The sequence below is a fragment of the Metabacillus schmidteae genome (assembly GCF_903166545.1).
Lineage (GTDB): Bacteria > Bacillota > Bacilli > Bacillales > Bacillaceae > Metabacillus > Metabacillus schmidteae.
In genome coordinates, this window is the sequence record NZ_CAESCH010000001.1 from 1,791,900 (window position 1) to 1,813,396 (window position 21,497).

Annotated in this window: 15 protein-coding genes; 13 read left to right on the top strand and 2 right to left on the bottom strand. The window is 37.3% G+C overall.

Annotated elements, in window-relative coordinates:
* The first annotated feature begins 398 nt into the window (after nt 1-398).
* From HWV59_RS08515 to HWV59_RS08545, 7 genes are all read left to right on the top strand, one after another.
* Complete coding sequence (locus tag HWV59_RS08515) at nt 399-3,575, top strand: rhamnogalacturonan lyase family protein (protein ID WP_407941625.1); 3,177 nt, start codon at nt 399-401, stop codon at nt 3,573-3,575.
* A gap of 1,192 nt (nt 3,576-4,767) precedes the next feature.
* Nucleotides 4,768-7,251 carry a rhamnogalacturonan lyase gene (locus tag HWV59_RS08520; protein ID WP_175640017.1) on the top strand — a complete coding sequence of 828 codons (2,484 nt, stop codon included), beginning with the start codon at nt 4,768-4,770 and terminating at the stop codon, nt 7,249-7,251.
* Nucleotides 7,252-7,365: 114 nt separating this feature from the next.
* On the top strand, nt 7,366-8,259 hold the full coding sequence (locus HWV59_RS08525) for a glycoside hydrolase family 43 protein (protein ID WP_175638611.1): 894 nt from the start codon (nt 7,366-7,368) through the stop codon (nt 8,257-8,259).
* 149 nt (nt 8,260-8,408) lie between these two features.
* Nucleotides 8,409-9,818 (top strand): glucuronate isomerase, encoded by a 1,410-nt coding sequence (uxaC, locus tag HWV59_RS08530; protein WP_175640018.1) that lies wholly within the window; start codon nt 8,409-8,411, stop codon nt 9,816-9,818.
* A gap of 47 nt (nt 9,819-9,865) precedes the next feature.
* Nucleotides 9,866-10,876, top strand: a complete 1,011-nt coding sequence (locus tag HWV59_RS08535; protein ID WP_175638612.1) for a LacI family DNA-binding transcriptional regulator — start codon at nt 9,866-9,868, stop codon at nt 10,874-10,876.
* A 75-nt stretch (nt 10,877-10,951) separates the two neighbouring features.
* Nucleotides 10,952-12,427 carry a tagaturonate reductase gene (locus tag HWV59_RS08540; RefSeq protein ID WP_175638613.1) on the top strand — a complete coding sequence of 492 codons (1,476 nt, stop codon included), beginning with the start codon at nt 10,952-10,954 and terminating at the stop codon, nt 12,425-12,427.
* On the top strand, nt 12,411-13,901 hold the full coding sequence (locus tag HWV59_RS08545) for a UxaA family hydrolase (RefSeq protein ID WP_175638614.1): 1,491 nt from the start codon (nt 12,411-12,413) through the stop codon (nt 13,899-13,901). Before HWV59_RS08540 ends, HWV59_RS08545 begins: the two co-directional genes overlap by 17 nt.
* 59 nt (nt 13,902-13,960) lie before the next feature.
* Here the strand turns inward: HWV59_RS08545 and HWV59_RS08550 are convergent, their stop codons facing one another.
* Nucleotides 13,961-14,803 (bottom strand): J domain-containing protein, encoded by an 843-nt coding sequence (locus HWV59_RS08550; RefSeq protein ID WP_175638615.1) that lies wholly within the window; start codon nt 14,801-14,803, stop codon nt 13,961-13,963.
* Nucleotides 14,804-15,099: 296 nt separating this feature from the next.
* Here HWV59_RS08550 and HWV59_RS08555 point away from each other — a divergent pair, with 296 nt between their 5' ends.
* The 4 genes from HWV59_RS08555 to HWV59_RS08570 all read left to right on the top strand — a co-directional run bounded on the left by HWV59_RS08555 (nt 15,100) and on the right by HWV59_RS08570 (nt 18,365).
* Complete coding sequence (locus HWV59_RS08555; protein WP_175638616.1) at nt 15,100-15,423, top strand: hypothetical protein; 324 nt, start codon at nt 15,100-15,102, stop codon at nt 15,421-15,423.
* Between the two features lie 53 nt (nt 15,424-15,476).
* Complete coding sequence (locus HWV59_RS08560) at nt 15,477-16,463, top strand: NAD(P)/FAD-dependent oxidoreductase (RefSeq protein ID WP_175638617.1); 987 nt, start codon at nt 15,477-15,479, stop codon at nt 16,461-16,463.
* Nucleotides 16,464-16,475: 12 nt separating this feature from the next.
* On the top strand, nt 16,476-17,015 hold the full coding sequence (locus tag HWV59_RS08565) for an NADPH-dependent FMN reductase (RefSeq protein WP_175638618.1): 540 nt from the start codon (nt 16,476-16,478) through the stop codon (nt 17,013-17,015).
* A 120-nt stretch (nt 17,016-17,135) separates the two neighbouring features.
* On the top strand, nt 17,136-18,365 hold the full coding sequence (locus tag HWV59_RS08570; RefSeq protein WP_175640019.1) for a Bcr/CflA family efflux MFS transporter: 1,230 nt from the start codon (nt 17,136-17,138) through the stop codon (nt 18,363-18,365).
* Nucleotides 18,366-18,514: 149 nt separating this feature from the next.
* On the opposite strand, the gene HWV59_RS08575 is transcribed toward HWV59_RS08570, so the two are convergent.
* Complete coding sequence (locus tag HWV59_RS08575) at nt 18,515-19,363, bottom strand: AraC family transcriptional regulator (protein ID WP_175638619.1); 849 nt, start codon at nt 19,361-19,363, stop codon at nt 18,515-18,517.
* A 116-nt stretch (nt 19,364-19,479) separates the two neighbouring features.
* On the opposite strand from HWV59_RS08575, the gene HWV59_RS08580 reads away from it, so the two are divergent.
* On the top strand, nt 19,480-20,481 hold the full coding sequence (locus HWV59_RS08580; protein ID WP_175638620.1) for a Gfo/Idh/MocA family protein: 1,002 nt from the start codon (nt 19,480-19,482) through the stop codon (nt 20,479-20,481).
* 18 nt (nt 20,482-20,499) lie between these two features.
* Nucleotides 20,500-21,426, top strand: a complete 927-nt coding sequence (locus tag HWV59_RS08585) for an aldo/keto reductase (RefSeq protein WP_175638621.1) — start codon at nt 20,500-20,502, stop codon at nt 21,424-21,426.
* Nucleotides 21,427-21,497: the final 71 nt, after the last annotated feature.

Here is a 21,497-nt window from a genome sequence, read left to right on the forward strand (position 1 = left end):
ACTATCAGGGGTTCTACTTTTTGTAAGTTTAGTAGTAGGTACATAGCTGCTTGGAGCGATAAATCAACCACTGCTAGAAATATATCAACCATAAACAGAGAGGAATCCGCCATAATTATTAAAATACCTGCTAATGAAAAGTGAACTCCTCTGTTTTTTAAACGATAAAACCTGTTATCTGCATGTTTTTCCAGACCTATATATTTTAAACTATAAAAGATTTAATTTTATAACCTCCAAAATTGTAAGGGTTTACATTTTTGGAGTACCAGGGGGTGGATTTTTCAAAAAGTGACATGATGTAGATAGCTATCGGCATCAGGGGATTAAAAAATGGGAGGTAATAATTCGTGGGGAAGAGTTTAACGAAAAAGTTTTCTGTATTAACAAGTACGGTGATGTTAACATCGATGTTTAGTGGACTTGCACCATTAGCCACACCATCTGTTACAGCTGCAGAAACTGCGACAAATAACTTAAAATTTGATTTTGGATCTGCTGCAAGTCCTGTTGCAGAAGGGTATAACCAAGTAGCAAATACCTTGGTTTACAGTACTGAAAAGGGGTATGGATTCAGCTCTTCTGTTGATTTTCGTGATAGAGGTGAGCCTGATGCTTTGCTAAGGGATTTTGCCCTTGCTGGCGGGAAGGAATTTAAGGTGGATGTTCCCAACGGGGAATACACAGTTAGAATAAAAACCGGTGATCAAATTGCTTCAAATCGAACAAGCTTCTCGATAGAAGGGAAATCAAATGGGTCCATTTCCTCCAGTGCCGGAAAATTCGAAGAGGTTAAGGCGAATACAGAGGTTACTGATGGACAACTCAATATTGCAATTGGAGAGAACGGGCGAATTAATTCATTAGAAATTATCCCGATGATTGCACCAGATGGCTTAGAGGCAGTGGATAAGAAGCTGGGTGCAGAATCAAGTGTTTCATTAAAATGGAACACGGTTGATGGTGCTAAAAGCTATAATATCTACCGCAAGCTAGAAGAAGAACAAACGGCAACAAAAATTGGAAGTACGGAAAATGGTGAATTCATAGATACGACTGCACAACTTGGGCTTACATACACATATACGGTGACACAAATTAATGAAGAGGATGTTGAATCAACACCAAGTAATGAAGTAACTGTCAATGTATATGATGAAGAAGTCCAAGCTCCAAATGAACCATCAAATCTTGTCCTTTCGAAGGCAACCAATGATTCAGTTGAATTCAAATGGAAAGCAATAGAAGATGCAGTTATGTACTATATTTATCGTTCAAAATCAGAGGATGGATCTTATTCCTTGGTTGGTACATCAACAAAGCCAACATTTGTTGATTCTGTTGCTACGACAACAAATTTTTATTACAAAATACGTGCAGTAAATGTAGGGGGATTTTCAAAAATTTCTTCTCCTCTTAAAACACCAATTGCTAATACAATGGTTCGTCAAATGGAGGAGTTAGGCCGTGATCTTGTTGCCGTTAAGGTAGATGAAGGGGTTTTTATTAGCTGGCGCTTACTAGGTACTGATTCTGAGGATACTGCCTTTAACCTTTACCGTGACGGTAAAAAAGTAAATGATAAACCAATTACATCTAGTACAAATTTTGTTGATTCAAAAGGAACAGTTAATGCTAAATATGAGGTTCGTGAAGTTATAGATGGAAAAGAACAACAAACAGCAGATAAAGCCAATGTATTAAGCAATCAATACTTTGACATTCCTCTGCAAAAACCAGAAGGCGGAACAACCCCTGATGGTGTGGAATACACATACAATGCGAATGACGCAAGCATTGGTGATCTTGATGGAGATGGCGAATATGAAATTATTTTAAAATGGGATCCATCTAATTCGAAAGATAATTCAAAATCCGGATACACAGGTAACGTTTATATTGATGCATATAAATTAGATGGAACGCGTTTATGGAGATTGGATTTAGGTAAAAACATCCGAGCTGGCGCTCATTATACACAGTTCCTAGTATATGATTTTGACGGAAACGGTAAATCTGAAATTGTGATGAAAACAGCAGATGGTACAAAGGATGGACAAGGTACAGTCATCGGAGATGCTGATGCTGATTACCGAAATTCAGGAGGTTACGTTTTAAGTGGACCTGAATATTTAACTGTATTTGAAGGTGCAACAGGTAAAGCGTTAACAACAACGGAATATGATCCAGCACGAGGCAATGTTAGTGATTGGGGAGATGGTTATGGAAACCGGGTTGACCGCTTTCTTGCCGGAGTTGCGTATTTAGATGGAAAGACGCCAAGTATCATCATGGCTCGTGGTTATTACACAAGAGCTGTTTTAACAGCTTATAACTTTAAAAATGGAGAACTGACAAAACTTTGGAATTTTGATAGCAATACCTCCGGAAATGAAGCCTACAGAGGACAGGGGAATCACAGCATGAGTATTGCAGACGTCGATTTTGATGGTAAGGACGAGATTATCTATGGCGCAGCAGCAATTGATCATGATGGAACAGGTTTGCATACGACAGGTTGGGGACATGGTGATGCTCAACATGTAAGTGATTTAGATCCAACGAGACCAGGATTGGAGATTTTTGGCGTACATGAAAACTCAAGTTCACCTTATGGATTATCGTTCCGTGATGGAGAAACTGGTGAAATCATCTGGGGTGTAAAAACAGGCAGGGATACAGGTAGAGGTGTATCAGCTGATGTAGATCCCCGCTATCCAGGTGCAGAAGCTTGGGCAATTGGTGGAGCGTGGAATGATCGAACAGGCGGAATGTATTCAGCAAAAGGCGAAAAAATCAGTACAAACATCCCAACATCAAACTTTGCAATTTGGTGGGATGGAGACTTACTTCGTGAATTGTTAGACCATGATTTTGATGAAACACAAGGCAGCCCAACATATGGTTTAGGTACAGCAAAAATTGATAAATGGAATCCTGAAACAAATAGTCTGGATAATTTAGTAACAGATTCTGAAGTAACATCAAATAACTGGACAAAAGGAAATCCTGCCCTTCAAGCTGATTTATTAGGAGACTGGAGAGAGGAAGCAATTTGGAGATTAAACGATAGCAGTGCATTGCGTGTTTATACAACAACTGCTGTGACAGAGCACCGTATCCCAACTCTCATGCATGATTCCCAATATAGGGTTGCTATCGCATGGCAGAATGTAGGATATAATCAACCTCCACATCCAAGTTACTTTTTAGGTCAGGACATGGAAAAACCACAGTTCCCGGCTATTCATACGGGGAAAGTCGAACGAGTTGGTGTTCAAGTTAACCCTGAAGTAATTAATGTAAAAAGTAAGGGTGGGGAAAACTCTGTTACGATTAAAGTAGACTTCACATCCAATAATAAAGGAAATATTAAAGCCGTTAAACTACATGTAAATGGAAAAACCATTTTTGGAAATGTAAGTGGAAATAGTAAGAAGGCTACAATTAAAGTGAACCGTCAAGAAATTATAGCTGCATTAGACAACATAAAAGGTGAAGTTGAAGTATCTTTAACAGGTTACCTTGATTCAGGTGTAACCATAACTGGAAGTGACAGGCTGACCGTTAAGTAAATTTAGCTGTTTAGAGAGAGGGTGACTCAAAAGGTCGTTAAACGACGACTTTTTGAGCACCTTTTTTTCTTATTTGTTGAAAATTTCTATATGCTTTTCTAACTTTTTAATACTATGTTCAATCTGTTCCGAAGTAATCGGTGTTTCTTTCAGTTTTTCTTCTCGCTCCGCGGAAGGGGCGGACTTTTCCTCTTCATCAAGGATGTGCTCAATTTGTAAGCGAGTTGACGATATTTGTCATCTAAACTTCTTCGTATTTCTCAGTGGCTTTTCTTCAAACAAAAGTATATTGATTTGCATTTGGTTCTATTTTCGTCCCATCAAAAAAATAGTGTTCTAGCTTTACTAATCCTTTTTCACGCAGTAACTCTACAATTGAAAAGAAGACTTGGTAGATAAATGGTTTTGAGGGATGAGAATTTCAAGGTCTAATGGAAGAACTAACTGATTCATGTTATAATTAACGGAAGAGATATGTTCATATTTCATAAAAAGTCGTTCCTTTCTTGGCTAATTTGGTGTGGTAACTAAATTATACAAAATGGGACGATTTTTTTGTTGTTTAATTATTCTTAAAAAAGACTGTTTCCGTAGGAGTGTTGCTTCTATGAATACAATTTTAGTTCGATAGTGGAATGGAGCGTAAGACACTTGACTCCTGCGGGAAGTGAGGAAAGGCTGAGACCCCACAGCCGAAGGCGAGGAGGCTCAGCTTCCTCCCCGCGGAAAGCAAGTGTCTGGAGCGCAATGGAACGTCCCGGTTTTTACGTTTGTCTGAGTTAAAAGATCAAAGTATGAAAAAAGGCTAACCCAAGGTGTAAAATCTAGACTTTTGGGTCGGCCCCTTTTCTTTTTAAGGGTTAACAACACTGTTTTTCTGAGGAAAATAACGGTTTTTTTTATATGAATCAACTAGCATAGTCCTTATAATGGGCATTAGTTTCATTTTTTGAAAGTGCTTACAAAAAGGAGGATCATTGTTTTCTAGTAAGTTCTTTTACAGAACAAAAAGAAAAAGTTACTTAAGCATTAGATGACCTACTATTTTTCTATTTACTCTCGCAATTGTCCCCATCAAGTAATCAGTACACTTTTTCTATACCCTAAATAAGCGAAAGGTGATGAAGAAAGCTTGAAAAAACATTCTTTAACGAAAACACTTTTATCCTTATCAATCGCAGCTCCTCTTGTAATGACTGGTTTTCAAAGTGGTACATTGGCATCTGTACCTAAAGCAAATCACAAAAATGCAGTTCAACTGGAATATCTCGACAGAGGGCTGGTAGCTGCAAGGACATCAGAAGGAATCTTTTTAAGTTGGCGACTACTCGCAAGTGAAGTCTCTGGATATTCTGACTCGGGGTTAACGGGTGTAAATTTCCATGTGTATCGTGACGGGAAAAAGATCGGAACTGTTAATGACAGTACGAACTTTTTAGATGAAAAGGGGACAGCAACATCAAAATACTATGTGTCAGCTGTTAAAGACGGAAAAGAAATAGATCAAAGCAGTAACGCATCACCTTGGAAAGATACATATTATGATCTAAAACTTAAAAAGCCGGCTGACGGAGTCACTCCTAGTGGTGAAGCATATTCCTATAGAGCCAATGATATGAGTGTCGGTGATGTTGATGGCGACGGACAATATGAATTTTTTGTAAAGTGGGATCCATCTAACTCAAAAGATGTATCACAAAAAGGGTATACGGGAAATACGTATATTGACTGCTACACTTTTGATGGAAAGCTTTTATATCGAATTGATCTTGGAGTCAATATTCGGTCTGGTGCCCATTATACACAATTTTTAGTGTATGACTTTGACGGTGATGGAAAAAGTGAGTTGATGTTCAAGACAGCTCCTGGAACAAAAGTAATCAATTATGATAAAAATGGGCAAGTAACCTCGGAAAAATACATAACTATGCTAAAAGAAGACCAAAAAGCAGGTTATAGCAACCAAGATGACTATCGGATGAGCAGTGAAGATTATTATAACCATGTAGTGGATATGTTTAAAAATTGGCATAATCATGAAGAAGTTGTTAATGGAAATTGGCCGGCAACCCTTGAGGAATGCTTTGGAATTGAAAAGCAATATGATTATCCATTATCGACTGAGGATGCTGAAGCACTGGCTGATTACTTTATTGATGAATATGCTCCAAGTCGAAGTACACGCAACGACTTAAGAGATTTTGAAGGGTTTATTGTAAAAGGTCCTGAGTACTTAACCGTTTTCGAAGGAGAAACAGGAAAAGAGCTTGAAACAATTCGTTATAAACATGAACGTCATGACGATGGCTTGATGTGGGGAGATTATGCCATGTCCAGAATCGAGCCTGGTAATCGCGTTGACCGCTTTTTAGCTGGTGTTGCCTATTTAGATGGTCAAAAACCTTCTGCTATCTTCTCAAGAGGCTATTACACAAGAGCAACAATGGTGGCTTATACTTGGGATGGAAAGCACTTGAAAGAACAGTGGGATGTTGACAGCGGTTGGACACCAATGACAAATCCGTTCAATGACGGACCACATGGACGATTAGGTACAAGTGAAGAGTATGGAACTCTTACAACTCAAGGTGCTCATTCATTAAGTACTGCAGATGTGGATGGAGATGGAAAACAGGAAATTGTTTACGGATCTGCTACAATTGATCATGATGGTTCATTATTATATAGCTCAAGTGATGTGATGCCACCGGAAAGTGCAACCCCTGGAGTAACAGCAGGTTTAGGTCATGGTGATGCGTTACATGTAACAGATATTGACCCTGAACGTGACGGGCTTGAAATCTTTATGGTTCATGAAGGTGGTAGATATGCTCCTTATGGCTATGCCCTTCGTGACGCAGCAACAGGAGAAGTAATCTATGGTGGATATACAGGAAAAGATACCGGTCGAGGTATGATAGGTGATGTTGATCCTGACCACAAGGGGCTTGAAACATGGGCAGTTGGTCTTTGGACAGCAAATGGTTCAAAAATCAATACATCAGGTCCAGGAACAAATATGAATATAAAATGGTCGACTGACATGACGATTCAAATTGTAAATGGATCAATCGATGAAACTCCTACCATCCAAGATTGGAAAAAAGGGACAGTATTAACAGCAACAGATACAAGAACAAATAACCATACAAAGGGAAACCCTTCCTTAGTTGCTGACATTTTCGGTGATTGGAGAGAAGAATTGCTCGTTCGAACAGAGGATAGTGAGGCGATCAGAATTTACATAAGTTCTGAGGTTACAGATCGAAAACTTTATACATTAATGCATGACCCACAATATCGAACAGGTATTGCATGGCAAAACGTAGGCTATAATCAGCCATCCTATACAAGTTATTATTTTGGTTCAGATACAGATTGGAGTAAAGTGCCAACTCCAGAATTGTCTATGCCTGGTGAAGTTACTGCACTAAAAAACACACTGAATATGTATGTTGAAAAAGGTGAGGTAAGAGGATCTCTTGTACGTAAGTTGGAAAATTCTTTAAAGCAGGCTCAGCATCATATTGACAAAGGTTCAAATAAGAAAGGTATTTCATTCTTAGAAAAGTTTAACAAAGAGTTAAATGCCAAGAACGCAGAGAAGAGTGTTTCTAACAAAGCAAAGTCTATCCTAATTTCTCAGGCTGAAACACTAATTGAAAATCTAAAATAAACATGAGGGTCAAAGTATGAAGGTATGTGCTTTGACCCTTTTGGTAGAGTCGAATATTGCCAGATGATAGATTATTGGCAAAAGTTGATAGATTCTTAAAAAGAGGTGTCCAGCATGCTGAAAAAAAATGATATTCGTATACGTGATCCATTTATTCTCCCTGATTCCAAGACAAAAACGTATTATTTATACGGAACAACAGATGAAAATGTGTGGAAAGGGAAGGGAACTGGCTTTAACGTATATAAAAGTAAAGATTTAGAAAACTGGGAAGGACCTTACTCTGCTTTTAGACCTGCTGAAAGCTTTTGGGCAGATCATCATTTTTGGGCACCAGAGGTTCATCTATATAATGAAAAATATTATATGTTTGCGTCATTTAAGGCTGAAAATCAATGTCGTGGAACTCAGGTTCTTATTGCTGATCAACCGCAAGGACCATTCACTCCATTAACGGATGAGCCCATTACTCCCAGAAATTGGGAATGTCTTGACGGAACGTTATATGTTGATGATACCGAACAGCCGTGGTTAATCTTTTGTCATGAATGGCTGCAAGTACAAGATGGGGAAATTTGTGTAATCAAGCTTTCCAAGGATTTAAGAACAGCCATTAGTGACCCTGTCCTATTGTTCAAAGCAAGTGAAGCAAAGTGGACTGTACCGGCTCATGACCAAAATTATGTTACAGATGGTCCTTTTTTGTATCAAACAAAAAAGGGAGAATTACTGATGTTATGGTCCAGCGGAGGAAAAAATGGCTATGCCATAGGAGTATCATACTCGCAAACAGGAAATATAACAGGGCCTTGGATTCATCATGAACAAGAATTATTTCAAAAAGATGGTGGACATGGGATGTTATTTCACACCTTTGACGGACAGCTCATGTTAACGATTCATTCACCAAATCAAACACCAAACGAGCGTCCTGAATTTTTTCAAATGAAAGAAGACATCAATGGACTTATCAAAAAAGAGGCAAATAATCATACAGGAAAATATTGAAGTATTTTCCTGTATCATCTATAATGAAGTTAAATGTTAACGTGTGCATTATTGAGTTACTATGTGATTTAATAGATTCATTGTTTTGAATTCAATAAAATGTTCACGTTTTCAATCAAACAAAGGGGCTGAAGAATTTGAGTACGTTTATGGGAGAGAATTTTTTATTATCAAATGATGTAGCGGTAGAATTATATCATCAATATGCAAAAAACTTACCAATCATTGATTACCATTGTCACCTTAGTCCACAGGAAATTTATGAAGATAAAAAGTTTGCTAACATCACTGAAGCATGGCTATATGGAGACCATTATAAGTGGAGAGCGATGAGAGCGAATGGAATCGATGAGGATTATATTACAGGTAATGCGAGTGATTATGATAAGTTTCTAGCTTGGTCAAAAACAATACCAATGACAATAGGAAACCCGCTTTACAACTGGACACATTTAGAACTTCAACGATTCTTTGGTATATTTGAAATATTAAATGAAAAAACAGCTCCAATGATATGGGAAAAAGTAAATGAATTATTAAATCAAAAAGAGTTCTCTGTTAGAGAGTTAATTAAAAAGTCTGGAGTTGAAGTCATCTGTACAACAGACGATCCAACCGACTCACTAGAATTTCATCAAAAGCTAAAAGCTGCCGATGACTTTGATGTTCAGGTGTTACCAAGCTTCCGACCTGACAAAGGGTTAGAAATTAATCGTGATACCTATTGTGGATGGGTTAGTAAGCTATCTGAAGTATCAGGCAAAGAGATTACAAGTTATGATCAGTTTTTATCAGCACTTGAAGAAAGAGTCGAGTTCTTCCATTCCCTTGGTGGAAGAGTATCAGATCATGCAATTGACACTGCTATGTTTATGAATGCTGACAAAGAGGAAGTCGATGCCGTCTTCCAAAAGGCACTGGCAGGTGAAAAAGTAACATTAGAAGAAGAAATGAAATATAAATCTTATACACTTGTTTTCTTAGGGAAAAAATATGCAAGCTTAGGATGGGCGATGCAATTACATATTAACGCCCTACGAAATAATAATACGAGAATGGTTGAAATATTAGGTCCTGATACAGGGTTTGACTGCATGAATGACGATCTTATCGCAAAACCGTTGGTTCAGCTGCTTGATGCACTGGATAAGGAAGATGCACTTCCAAAAACCATTCTTTATTCATTGAATCCTAGAGATAACCAGGTGCTTGCTAGTATTATCGGAAGCTTCCAAGGCGGTGGGATTAAAGGGAAAATCCAATTTGGTACAGCATGGTGGTTTAATGATCATAAAGAAGGAATGCTGGATCAAATGAAGGCACTTGCAAATGTAGGGATCTTCAGTCAGTTTATTGGAATGTTAACAGATTCAAGAAGCTTTTTATCTTATACAAGACATGAATATTTTAGAAGACTTGTTTGTATGTTAATTGGAGAATGGGTGGAAAGTGGAGAAGTACCGCATGATCAGGAATTACTCAGTCAAATTGTTCAAGGAATTTCCTATCATAACGCGAAAGAATATTTTCAGTTTGAGGAACTGATGGTACGAGGGTAAGGTATGTGATACCCTAATTGAAAAGGAACTTGAAAGTAGGTATTGAAGTGGGAGTTACAATCAAGGATATTGCAAAAATCGCAAATGTCTCACACACAACCGTGTCACGCGCACTTAATAATAGTCCGCTAATTAAGGAAAAAACAAAACAGAAAATCATTCAAATTGCCAATCAATTAAATTACTCACCCGATGTGCATGCAAGAAGCTTGGTTTTACAAAAATCATATACAATTGGATTGTTTTTCACAAGTATATCGAATGGGACATCTTCCAGTTTTTTGTCTGAAACAATTAAAGGTGTGAATACTGTCATTGATGAAAACTATAATTTATATATAAAGGGAATCCAGGATATGAAGGATTATTCCATGATTACCCGTAAAAGATTTGATGGCATTATCTTAATGAGCCAAAGCGATATTGACAATGCCTTTATCTATCATGTGATGGAAAAAGAAATACCGCTAGTGGTTTTAAATAGACAAATCGAAGAGCGCTCTGTAGTAAATGTGCTATCAAATGACCAAGAAGGTGTGTATGAGGCAGTTCAGTTATTCATTAAGCATGGACATCGTCATATTGCGATCATTGAGGGTACTCCCCATTTTAAGTCTGCGCAAGAACGAAAGGAAGGCTTTTTAAAGGCATTAATGGAATGTCAGCTACCGATTCTCCCTGAGTATATGGTAAAGGGTAATTATAATATGGAAAGTGGCTATGAAGGGATGAAAACATTATTAGCTCTCGACAATTGCCCTACTGCTGTTTTTTGTTCTAATGACGATATGGCAATTGGTGCGATGAAAGCGATAAATGAAGCAGGGCTTGCTATTCCAGCTGATATTTCAATTATAGGGTTTGATGATATTGGATTCTCAGAGTATACCTCTCCAGCGCTTACGACGGTGAAAAGACCAATTGAGGAAATTAGTATCGCAGGGGCTGAAAAGTTGTTACAAGTATTGGATGCAGGTAACGATGAGGAAGGACCAGTTTTTCTTACAACAAATGTTGTAAGTCGGCATTCAGTTGCCGATGTAAAGTCGAATAGTTGAGCTTTTGTCATGGGCTCAGCTATTTTTTCAAAAAAGAATGTTAACGTGTGCATGAATGAACCGGGAGGTACGGAGATGGATCAGTTATCGAAAAAAATAGTAAGTGAGTATACCACATTTCCTGAAAAAGTATTGCAATTCGGAACAGGTAATTTTTTACGTGGATTTACCGATTGGCAAATCCATGTCATGAATAAGAAAAACTTGTTCAATGGCCAGGTTGTTGTTGTTCAATCCACTAAAAAAGGTGCAGTTGATACCATTAATGAACAAGACGGTTTATATACATTGTATCTGCAGGGAATTAAAGAAAATAAGCCTGTAAGTGAGCATGAAATCATTGATAGTATAAGTCGGGGGATCAATATTACCAACCAATATGATGATTATTTAAAGTTAGCTGAAAATCCGGATTTGCGATTTATTGTTTCAAATACAACAGAGGCCGGTATTCAATATCGTGAAGAAGATCTTCTAACAGATCGCCCTCAAAAAAGTTTCCCAGGTAAATTAACTGCCTTCTTATATAAACGTTACCAAGCTTTTCAAGGGGACAAAAATAAAGGCTTTATTATCTTTCCATGTGAACTAATCGAAGATAATGGAAATGAACTGAAAAAAATTGTGTTTGCCTACGCGGACGCTTGGAACTTGGAATCCGGTTTTTCCCAATGGGTTGAAGAGGCGAATACATTTTGTAATACATTAGTCGATCGCATAGTCCCTGGATATCCAAAGGATTCAATTCAAGAAAAAACAGAGGAGCTTGGCTATATTGATCAATTAATGGTCGTAGGAGAACAATTTCATCTTTTTGTTATTGAGGGACCATCATTTATTAAAGAAGAATTTCCAGCGGAGCAGGCAGGTCTATATGTGCATGTTGTTGATGATTTAAGCTCTTACAGACTAAAAAAAGTGCGCATCTTAAACGGTGCCCATACTGCAATGACACCTGTTGCTTATTTATGTGGTGTTAATACTGTTTGTGAAGCAGTGACAAGTGATCTAACAAAGCAATTTGTTGAAAAAGTGATCTATGAAGAAATTATCCCAACCTTACCTTTTTCAGATGAAGATTTGTCCCAATTTGCAGAAGATGTTCTAAATCGCTTTAAAAATCCATTTATTCACCACTATCTATCTAGTATTTCCTTAAACTCAGTTTCTAAGTTTCAAGCACGAATTTTACCAACTTTAGTTGATTATATTGAAAGATTTGGTGAGTTACCTAAAGCAACTGTATTCTCGTTAAGTGCATTGCTGTATTTTTATAAAGGAAAGCGTGGGGATGAGTCGATTACACTTGTCGATGATGAATCTACTTTACACTTATTTACCGAATGTTGGTCGTTATATGCAGACAACATCCAAAAACTTGCTTTAACAATTCTTTCTAATGAGAAGCTATGGGGAACGAATTTATCAAAAATTCCTCATCTAACTGAATCAGTAGCGACTCAGTTAAAGACCATTAATCAATACGGAATGACTGAGGCATTAACACAATTCTTGCAACAAAAGGGTGAGAAAAATGAAAGCGTTTATTAAGATAAAGGAAACTGATAATGTTGCAGTAGCGATTCAGAAAATTGATCAGGATCAGCTACTTGAAATAGACGGTTCCACGATCCAATTAAAAGAGACTGTTAATAAAGGACATAAATTCGCATTAAAGCCAATCCTTAAAGGGGAAAATGTCGTCAAGTACGGTTTTCCTATTGGGCATGCTACACAATCTATTGAAGCAGGAGAATGGGTGCATACTCATAATACAAAAACAAATTTATCAGGTGTAGAAGAATATGAGTATGCTCCAAAGTTTCAAGCGGAACAAATTTCAAAAAATAATGCTACTTTTAAAGGATTTAGAAGGAAGGATGGAAGGGTTGGGATCCGTAATGAGCTTTGGATAGTTCCAACGGTAGGATGTGTAAATGGAATTGCTGATCAAATGATACGGGTATTTCAGGAAAAAGTCGGAAATATTACTCCATTTGAACATATTCAAGTGCTAAAGCATAATTACGGATGTTCTCAGCTTGGAGATGATCATGTTAATACAAGGACAATTTTAGGTAATGCTGTTAAGCATCCAAATGCAGGTGGGGTATTAGTATTAGGGTTAGGCTGTGAAAACAACGAGATTAAGGAATTTAAAGAATCATTGGGGGATTTTGACTCTAATCGAGTAAAATTTCTAAGTTCGCAGGATGTCTTAGATGAGGTAGAAGAAGGAGTAAAGCTATTACTTGAAATTTTCGAAAATGCCAAAGACGATCAGCGTGAAGAAATTCCTCTTTCAGAATTGAAAATTGGACTAAAATGTGGGGGCTCAGATGGCTTTTCTGGAATTACTGCAAATCCATTGTTAGGTCAGTTTTCAGATTATTTAGTTGCTCAGGGAGGAACAACAGTCTTAACTGAGGTCCCGGAAATGTTTGGAGCGGAAGAAATATTAATGGAGCGAGCGAAGGATGAAAAGGTCTTTCACCAGATCGTTGACCTTATCAATGATTTTAAACGATACTTTGAACGTCATGATCAGCCGGTTTATGAAAATCCATCTCCAGGTAACAAAGCAGGAGGTATCACTACTCTTGAGGATAAATCTCTTGGTTGTACACAAAAAGCGGGTACATCACAAGTTGTCGACGTCCTAAAATATGGAGAGACTCTAAAAACGAGTGGACTAAATCTATTAAGTGCCCCGGGTAATGACTTAGTGGCTTCGTCAACTTTAGCTGCAGCTGGTTGTCAATTAGTCTTATTCACTACTGGAAGAGGAACACCTTTAGGTACATTTGTACCAACGATAAAGATCTCAACAAACACACAAATTTATGAAACTAAGCCGCACTGGATTGATTTTAATGCAGGAACACTTATCGATGGGCAATCACAGGAAAAGCTGCTTGAAGATTTTATTTCATATGTCATCAAGGTTGCGAGTGGCGAAAAAGTAAATAATGAGAAAAATCATTTTAGAGAAATTGGTATTTTTAAAACCGGTGTGACATTGTAAATAAAAAGCTTCATTCGAAACATGGGACAGTTTGAATAATCAAACTGTCCCATGTGTGTTTATTTTGTTAATTCTGTCATTAGTTTGAGCGCATTATCCTTCTTATCCGCATCTACTCTGATAGCCGCAATTCTTTTGTTTTCTTTTACCTCAACCCCTTTAAATAGAGATTGATTATCAATTACTACACCATAAATTTGTTCTGTTTCATCTTCTGGTGATTTTCCATAAATAAGGTGATCCTCTGATACCTGATCTTTAATAGAAGATTCAAGTGGCTGAAATAATTCAAGCTGCACGAGCTGTTCAAAATTTTCTTCACCGACAATGTATACATCTGATTGATCTTGCATAAGTGTAATCACACTCTTTTGCTGATTACCTGCATCCATTGTGTCGTTAACTTCTGTTGGTGCATAACTAGAGTTTGTTGTGACTCTCTCCCACGAAGGAAATATAGAAAGGACATTTTCTGAAACAGGAGAAACATCACTTCCAAGTGAAAAATAATCACCGTATAGCATAATGCCAAGGTCTTCAGGGGGAAGACTAGCTAACTCTTTTTTCTCTTGATAATTATTTACAAATGTTTGGATAAATGAACCGACTAAAATAAGTAAAATGATGGCCCCGGCAATGTGTAATTTATGATAATGAAGAAAGTGTTGGAGCTTATCCTTAAATGTTTTGTCTTCTTCTTTAGTGATGGAACCGTATACATTTATTTGTTTAATAGTATTATAGGCATCCGTTATTTTGGCCATATCAAATGGTTTTTCATCATTCGGTACACCTTGGAGGGCCCGATCTCTTTTGATCCATGTCATGTATTGCTTTTCAACTTCATCCATTGTTGAGTTTTCTGGTAGTTCCAATAGTTTGTAAGCTTCTTTTACATCCAATAAATTGCACCTCACTTTTCATGTTCGCTACTAGGTTGAAAGGAAATGGTAGATAAATGATCGATACTATAAAGATATCTTAAATTGGTGATTTTTGCACTACTTATATAACAAAAAGGAAGAAAGAAAACTTTGCTTTGTACTGACACAGGGTGACCGGATATTTAACAGTGGAAAATTCAGGCCGAAAACGAAATGAGAACATCTACGACCTTTGACTGAGGAAAATATCATCCATTTACATGAAGGAGAAATTTTTCTTTTCATGTATAGTAAAAACAAGGAGGGATCATGTCATGATTACCGTTGCTATAGTTTCCAATAATCCTCATATTAAAAAAAGTTTGAGTTTACTTATTAAAACTGATCCTGGTCTAACCATCATGGAAGGTCAAGATATCGAAATAGATAAGAAAGTAGTGATGCTTGTTGATACAGAAGTAGTAGATTTAGAGGATCACCTTGAGCAATTTTCTAAAGATGTTCCAATTATTTTATATAGTCATTCTAAGGAATTTTTAGATATTAATGATTTGCTGAATAGATACAAAGTCAAATTCTTTAATGTGTACACAAAACCGGAATGTATTTTACAACTTATTAAGGAAGCATATTGTTGATGGTTGCTATAGCAACTAAGATTTTTACCCATTAATTTAGGGAAAGGAGAAACATGATGGAACAAAAAATTACAGATATTACAATCATTGGTGGCGGACCTACAGGATTGTTTTCAAGTTTCTACGCAGGTATGAGAAAAATGTCGGTGAAAATAATAGATAGCTTAGGACAATTAGGTGGTCAGGTTGCAGAATTATATCCTGATAAATATATTTATGATATCGGAGGCTTTCCAAAAGTTCTTGGCAAGGATTTTATTGAAAATTTAATTGAACAAGCAAATTATGCTTCACCTGACGTATGCTTAAATGAAACAGTATTAACGATATCTAAAAAAGAGGATGTTTTTACACTAACAACAACGAAAGGTGAACACTATACAAAATCAATCTTAATCACCGGAGGAATAGGTGCATTTGAGCCAAGAAAACTAAATGTAGAAAATGCAGCTACATATGAAGGCAAAAACCTACATTACTCTGTAAAAGATCTAAATGAATTTAAAGGATCGAAAGTACTTGTCTGTGGTGGTGGAGACTCTGCTCTAGATTGGTCATTAATGTTAGATGGTTTTGCTAAGGAAGTAACATTATGTCATAGAAGAGCAGAATTTAAAGCACATGAAAGCAGTGTAGATAAATTACATGAATCGAATGTGTCTGTAAAGATTCCTTATGCTGTCAAAGAACTTATTGGAAATGGTGAAAAAATAACACAAATTGTACTTGTAAGTAAGGATGGTAACGAAGAAATAATTGAAGTCGACCATGTGATTGTCAATTATGGAAATATCACATCAATAGGGCCAATTAAAAGCTGGGGCTTAGATATGGAGAAAAATTCAATTATTGTAAATTCAAAAATGGAAACAAATATCGAAGGCATTTATGCTGCAGGGGATCTTGCGACATATGAAGGAAAGGTTAAATTGATTGCAGTAGGGCTGGGAGAAGCACCAATTGCCATTAATAATGCAAAAAAATATATTGATCCTTCATCAAGAGTTCAGCCTCTTCACAGCACAAGTGTGTTTAAATAGGAGGTAGGTAGCGTGAAACTTGTCGGTGTATCAGGTTCACTAATTGGTTCAAAAACACCAAAGGCAGTTTATGAAGTTCTTATGGCAGCAAAATCTGCTGATCCCACAATCGAAATTGAGTTAGTCGATCTAAAGGAATACGAAGTTGAATTCGTAAATGGAACACCCCTTAGTTACTATAATGACGATACAATCAAGGTTGTAAACACCATTCAAAACGCAGACTTTCTTATTTTTGGTACACCAATTTACCAAGCTTCCATTACCGGAGCATTGAAAAACTTATTTGATCACCTGCCAATTGATGCTTTTAAATCGAAAGTTACAGGAATGATTACGACAGGTGGTACCGATAAACATTTCTTGGTCACGGAATATCATTTAAAGCCAATTTTAAGTTACTTAAAAGGTGTCGTTCCTGTAGGGAATGTATTTGTGCAAAATGATGATTTTAACGAAGAGAATGAAATCAAAAATGCCGAAGTAATCGGTCGTATTAATAAATTGGCTGAGGAAATGATTCTTTTACAAAAAGCACTAAATGGGAAATAATAACCTTAGTACTTCAATCTCTTGAAATAAGAATTGAAGTTTTTCTTTTGCTTTCAATCTATTAATGGAAGGTGTAGGATAGATAGAGGAAATTGTAAGATGAGAGGTGTAAGAAATTATATGCTACATAATCCAACAGGAAAAGAGCGGTTGGCATTAGCTTTTCTTTTAAGTTCACTAGGTATATTAGGACCGCTCAATATTGATATGTATTTGCCTAGTTTTCCAGATATCGCTGGAGATTTGGGAGCTCGTGCTTCGCTTGTACAGCTTAGTTTAACAACTTGTTTAATTGGCCTTGCCATTGGTCAAGTAATTGTCGGTCCAATAAGTGATGCACAAGGTAGACGGAAACCCTTAATGGTTTCACTATCACTATTTGCACTATCATCACTTTTTTGTGCGATTGCACCGAATATAATTGTATTGGTTATTGCCCGTTTCCTACAGGGACTTACAGCATCAGCTGGTGTTGTTCTGTCGCGTGCTGTAGTAAGAGATGTATTTAGTGGAAAAGAGTTAACAAAATTCTTTGCGTTATTAATGGTTATTAATGCGACAGCTCCGATGTTGGCTCCGATCGCTGGTGGTGCTATCTTGTTATTACCCTTTGCAAGCTGGCATACCATTTTCTATTTTTTAAGTATACTAGGCATTATTATTGTGACAATTATTTCATTAAAGTTGCCGGAAACTTTACCAATTGAGAAGCGAATGCCAAGCACAGTAGGTCATTCTGTTCGTACGATGGGAAGTTTAATTAGAGATCGTTCATTTATTGGGTATGCCCTGACAGTCGGGTTCATACATGGTGGAAGTTTTGCCTACGTTTCAGGGACACCTTTTGTCTATCAGGGTATATATGATGTTTCTCCACAAGCATTTAGTATTTTATTTGGAATTAATGGATTAGCCATTATTTCAGGAAGCTTTATGATTGGACGTTTAGGTGGAATTTTTCATGAAAAAAGCTTGCTTCGTGTCGCTGTTATAACAGCTGTCACTGCAACGACTGTCCTTTTAATCATGACGATTATGAAAGGCCCGCTTGCAACACTTGTCATTCCGATTTTTATCTATATGACATCAATGGGAATGATTTTGACAAGCTCCTTTACCCTTGCGATGGAAAAGCAAGGACATCGAGCGGGAAGTGCCAGTGCATTATTAGGCTTGCTGCCGCTTTTATTAGGATCTTTTGTTTCTCCACTAGTTGGCATAGACGAAACAACAGCAGTGCCGATGGGTGCTACGTTATTTCTTACTTCACTGATCGGATCGGTCGCATTCTTTACATTAACAAAACAACGAGAAAAAGTTTTAGATCTAAACACAGAATCGGGGACATAATGTCTCCGATTTTTTTGAAATGGGAGTATAGTTTTTTGTCGAATGATAGATTTTTAAGAAAGTTGATAGATTTCTCACCAAAGTTGATAAATTACCAGAAAAAATTGATAGATTTTAGTGGTTGAAAGGTTAAATGCCTTTTATGAACGTTACTTATCCAATCTACTTTCAAAGAGCATCCTATATTCGGTAGGTGTCATTCCCTCCTGTTCTAAAAAACGCTTATTAAAATAGCTAATACTAGGATAACCTGCCTTTAGTGCGATATCCTTTATGGTCATATCTTTTTTGTCCAATAGCCATTGCTTGCTCATTTGCAGGCGGCAAAGGGTAATGAATTGCATCGGAGTCATTTGAGTAGCTCTTTTAAATAAACGGCAAAAATAATAAGTACTAACACCTGTTTGTTCAGCCCAGTATTCCAGTTCAAATGGTTCACACGCTCTTCTTTGCATACTTGGTAAGAGTGTTTGAATCCGATCATCTAATTCCTGTCTTCGAACAGAAGTTTTTGGGGAGGCGTTTGTGATAAATTCCATTAAAAAAGTATATGTCAAAATGGAAAGCTGCAGTAAATGCAAAAAACTATTGCTTTCTGCTTCACTTAAAAGCTGTTCATGAGCTTTTTCAAGAGATGACAACTGTTGAATCGTCCATAATGAATGCTGATCAAACTCTTGTTCAGCTAAAAAAGAATGTAAGACACCTCCATAAAAATGAACCCATCGAATATTCCACGGATCATCCTTGCTGCTATAATACCTTTGCTCCTGCATTGGAAAATATAAAAAAGCATCACCACGTTTTAATGTAAACCGATTGCCGTCAATTTCAATGTATCCAGTTCCGGAAATAACAAAATGAATACTAAAATTATTTAAGGTACCTACTTGTCGGTCTACATCATGGTCAGGCTCTTCAAAGTACCAGCCAATGGATTCCGGCAGGATCATAAATTCATGATTTTGTAGAGTTGGCAGTAAATACTGTCTTAACACAAGCATCACTCTTTCAGCGCAATATTGTTTTATAAAAAAGGCAAAATGATTCTATTTTTATTTTATGTGTAGTTTCATATAATGACAATATAGTATTAAGTTTACGTGAAGGGGAGATGAACGTGGAAAAAATACGTTGGGGTATTATTGGGAGTGCTAAGATTGCAAAGGGGTCTGTCATCCCGGGGATACAGCAATCAGAAACTGGAGAAGTTGTAGCGATTGCAAGTAGAGGGTTGGAAAAAGCTAAGGTGACAGCAGAACAACTTGAGATTCCAAAAGCGTATGGAAGTTACGAGGAATTACTTGCAGATCCAGAAATTGAAGCCGTTTACATTCCGCTGCCAAATCATTTACATAAAGAATGGACAATTCGTGCAGCAGAAGCTGGCAAGCATGTATTATGTGAAAAACCGGTAGCTTTAAATGCTAATGAGGCAATTGAAATGACAGAAGCATGTCAAAAAGCTGGCGTCGTCTTTGCTGAAGCATTTATGTATCGCTATCATCCCCGTTATGAGCGTATTCGTGACATCATCCAATCTGGTGAAATCGGCGAAGTACGTGGGATTCATGCAACATTTACATTTAATAATGCCAAAGACTCAGAAAATGTCCGTTACAAAAAAGAATGGGGCGGCGGCTCCCTATACGATGTCGGTGTTTATCCAATAAGTGCAGCAAGAATGATCTTAAATCAAGAGCCGCAAGCTGCAACCGTTCACGGTTTCTTCTCAGAGCAGCATGATAACGTGGATATGATGGCTTCCGGACTTCTAGAATTTGAAAATGGCTTAGCATTAACATTTGATTGCGGGATGTGGGCAGCCTTTAGAAATGAACTGGAGATCGTAGGCACAGAAGGGCGTATTGAAGTTCCGTCGGCATTTATTGTTCATCAAAATGAGCAGGATCATATTCATGTCTACACAAAAGATGGGAAAAGAGATGTCGAGGTTCCATACGTCAATCAATACGCTTTACAGGCAGATGCTATTGGAAGAAGCATTCGAAATGGCGAACCACTACCATACCCTGCAACAGATGCCATTCTAAATATGAAAGTTCTAGATGCTTGTCTAACATCAGCAAATGAGCGTCGTCGTGTTGAATTATAAAAAAATGGAGGGGTTACGATGAAAACAATTACGATACCGGGTATAGAAAAGCCAATTACATCATTAATTCAAGGTTCAGATTATTTTAAACCTAGTGTATACGAGAAAGTATGCAATGTTCTTGATCGTTATGTAGCCATCGGAGGAAATACCATTGATACGGCTCATATCTATTGTGGCGGAGAAAGTGAAGTTGCAATTGGGATGTGGATGAAAGAACGTAATAATCGTGAGGATATTGTGATCCTGACAAAAGGGGCCCATCACGATCACACAGGTCCACGCGTGAATGCTGAAGCAATCTCTGAGGAATTATTTGTAAGCTTAGATCGCCTACAAACAGATTATGTTGATTTATACGCTCTTCATCGTGACGATCCAACCGTACCTGTAAGTGAAATAATAGATGCGTTAAACGAACATATTAAGGCTGGCAGAATTAAAGCCATTGGAGGATCGAACTGGACTGTCCAGAGATTACAGGAAGCAAATGAATATGCAGCTGAAAACGGGCTTGTTGGATTTACCTTTAGTAGCCCAAATCTGAGTTTGGCAAAGGTAAATGAGCCATTCTGGGCGGGGTGTGTATCGGCTAATGCAACTGACCTAGCATGGCATAAAGAACATCAATTTCCACTTTTATCATGGTCTTCACAAGCCAGGGGCTTTTTCACAGGACGTTTTTCACCTGAGGATAGAAGTAACAGTGACATTGTGCGTGTTTTTTATAGTGATGCAAACTGGGAACGCCTGCGTCGTGCAGAACAATTAGCTAAAGAAAAAGGTGTTACGACCATTCAAATCGCACTTGCATATGTACTTAACCAGCCGTTTCCTGCTTGTGCCCTGATTGGAGCACAAAATGAACAGGAGTTACAATCATGTAACGAAGGTTCAATGGTTGTCCTGACAGAAGAAGAATTAAATTGGCTAGAGAATGTGTAAAATTAATAATCGTATATTACTAGAAAAATAAATTTTTATTATGGCTTAAATCCTTGTTAGCTGGGGTTTAA

What these genes read in the sequence shown, in the direction of transcription:
- HWV59_RS08515 (WP_407941625.1), top strand. Translation starts at nt 399, where the DNA reads ATGTTAACATCGATGTTTAGTGGACTTGCACCATTAGCCACACCATCT.
- HWV59_RS08520 (WP_175640017.1), top strand. Translation starts at nt 4,768, where the DNA reads ATGACTGGTTTTCAAAGTGGTACATTGGCATCTGTACCTAAAGCAAAT.
- HWV59_RS08525 (WP_175638611.1), top strand. Translation starts at nt 7,366, where the DNA reads ATGCTGAAAAAAAATGATATTCGTATACGTGATCCATTTATTCTCCCT.
- uxaC (WP_175640018.1), top strand. Translation starts at nt 8,409, where the DNA reads ATGGGAGAGAATTTTTTATTATCAAATGATGTAGCGGTAGAATTATAT.
- HWV59_RS08540 (WP_175638613.1), top strand. Translation starts at nt 10,952, where the DNA reads ATGGATCAGTTATCGAAAAAAATAGTAAGTGAGTATACCACATTTCCT.
- HWV59_RS08545 (WP_175638614.1), top strand. Translation starts at nt 12,411, where the DNA reads ATGAAAGCGTTTATTAAGATAAAGGAAACTGATAATGTTGCAGTAGCG.
- HWV59_RS08555 (WP_175638616.1), top strand. Translation starts at nt 15,100, where the DNA reads ATGATTACCGTTGCTATAGTTTCCAATAATCCTCATATTAAAAAAAGT.
- HWV59_RS08560 (WP_175638617.1), top strand. Translation starts at nt 15,477, where the DNA reads ATGATGGAACAAAAAATTACAGATATTACAATCATTGGTGGCGGACCT.
- HWV59_RS08570 (WP_175640019.1), top strand. Translation starts at nt 17,136, where the DNA reads ATGCTACATAATCCAACAGGAAAAGAGCGGTTGGCATTAGCTTTTCTT.
- HWV59_RS08580 (WP_175638620.1), top strand. Translation starts at nt 19,480, where the DNA reads ATGAACGTGGAAAAAATACGTTGGGGTATTATTGGGAGTGCTAAGATT.
- HWV59_RS08585 (WP_175638621.1), top strand. Translation starts at nt 20,500, where the DNA reads ATGAAAACAATTACGATACCGGGTATAGAAAAGCCAATTACATCATTA.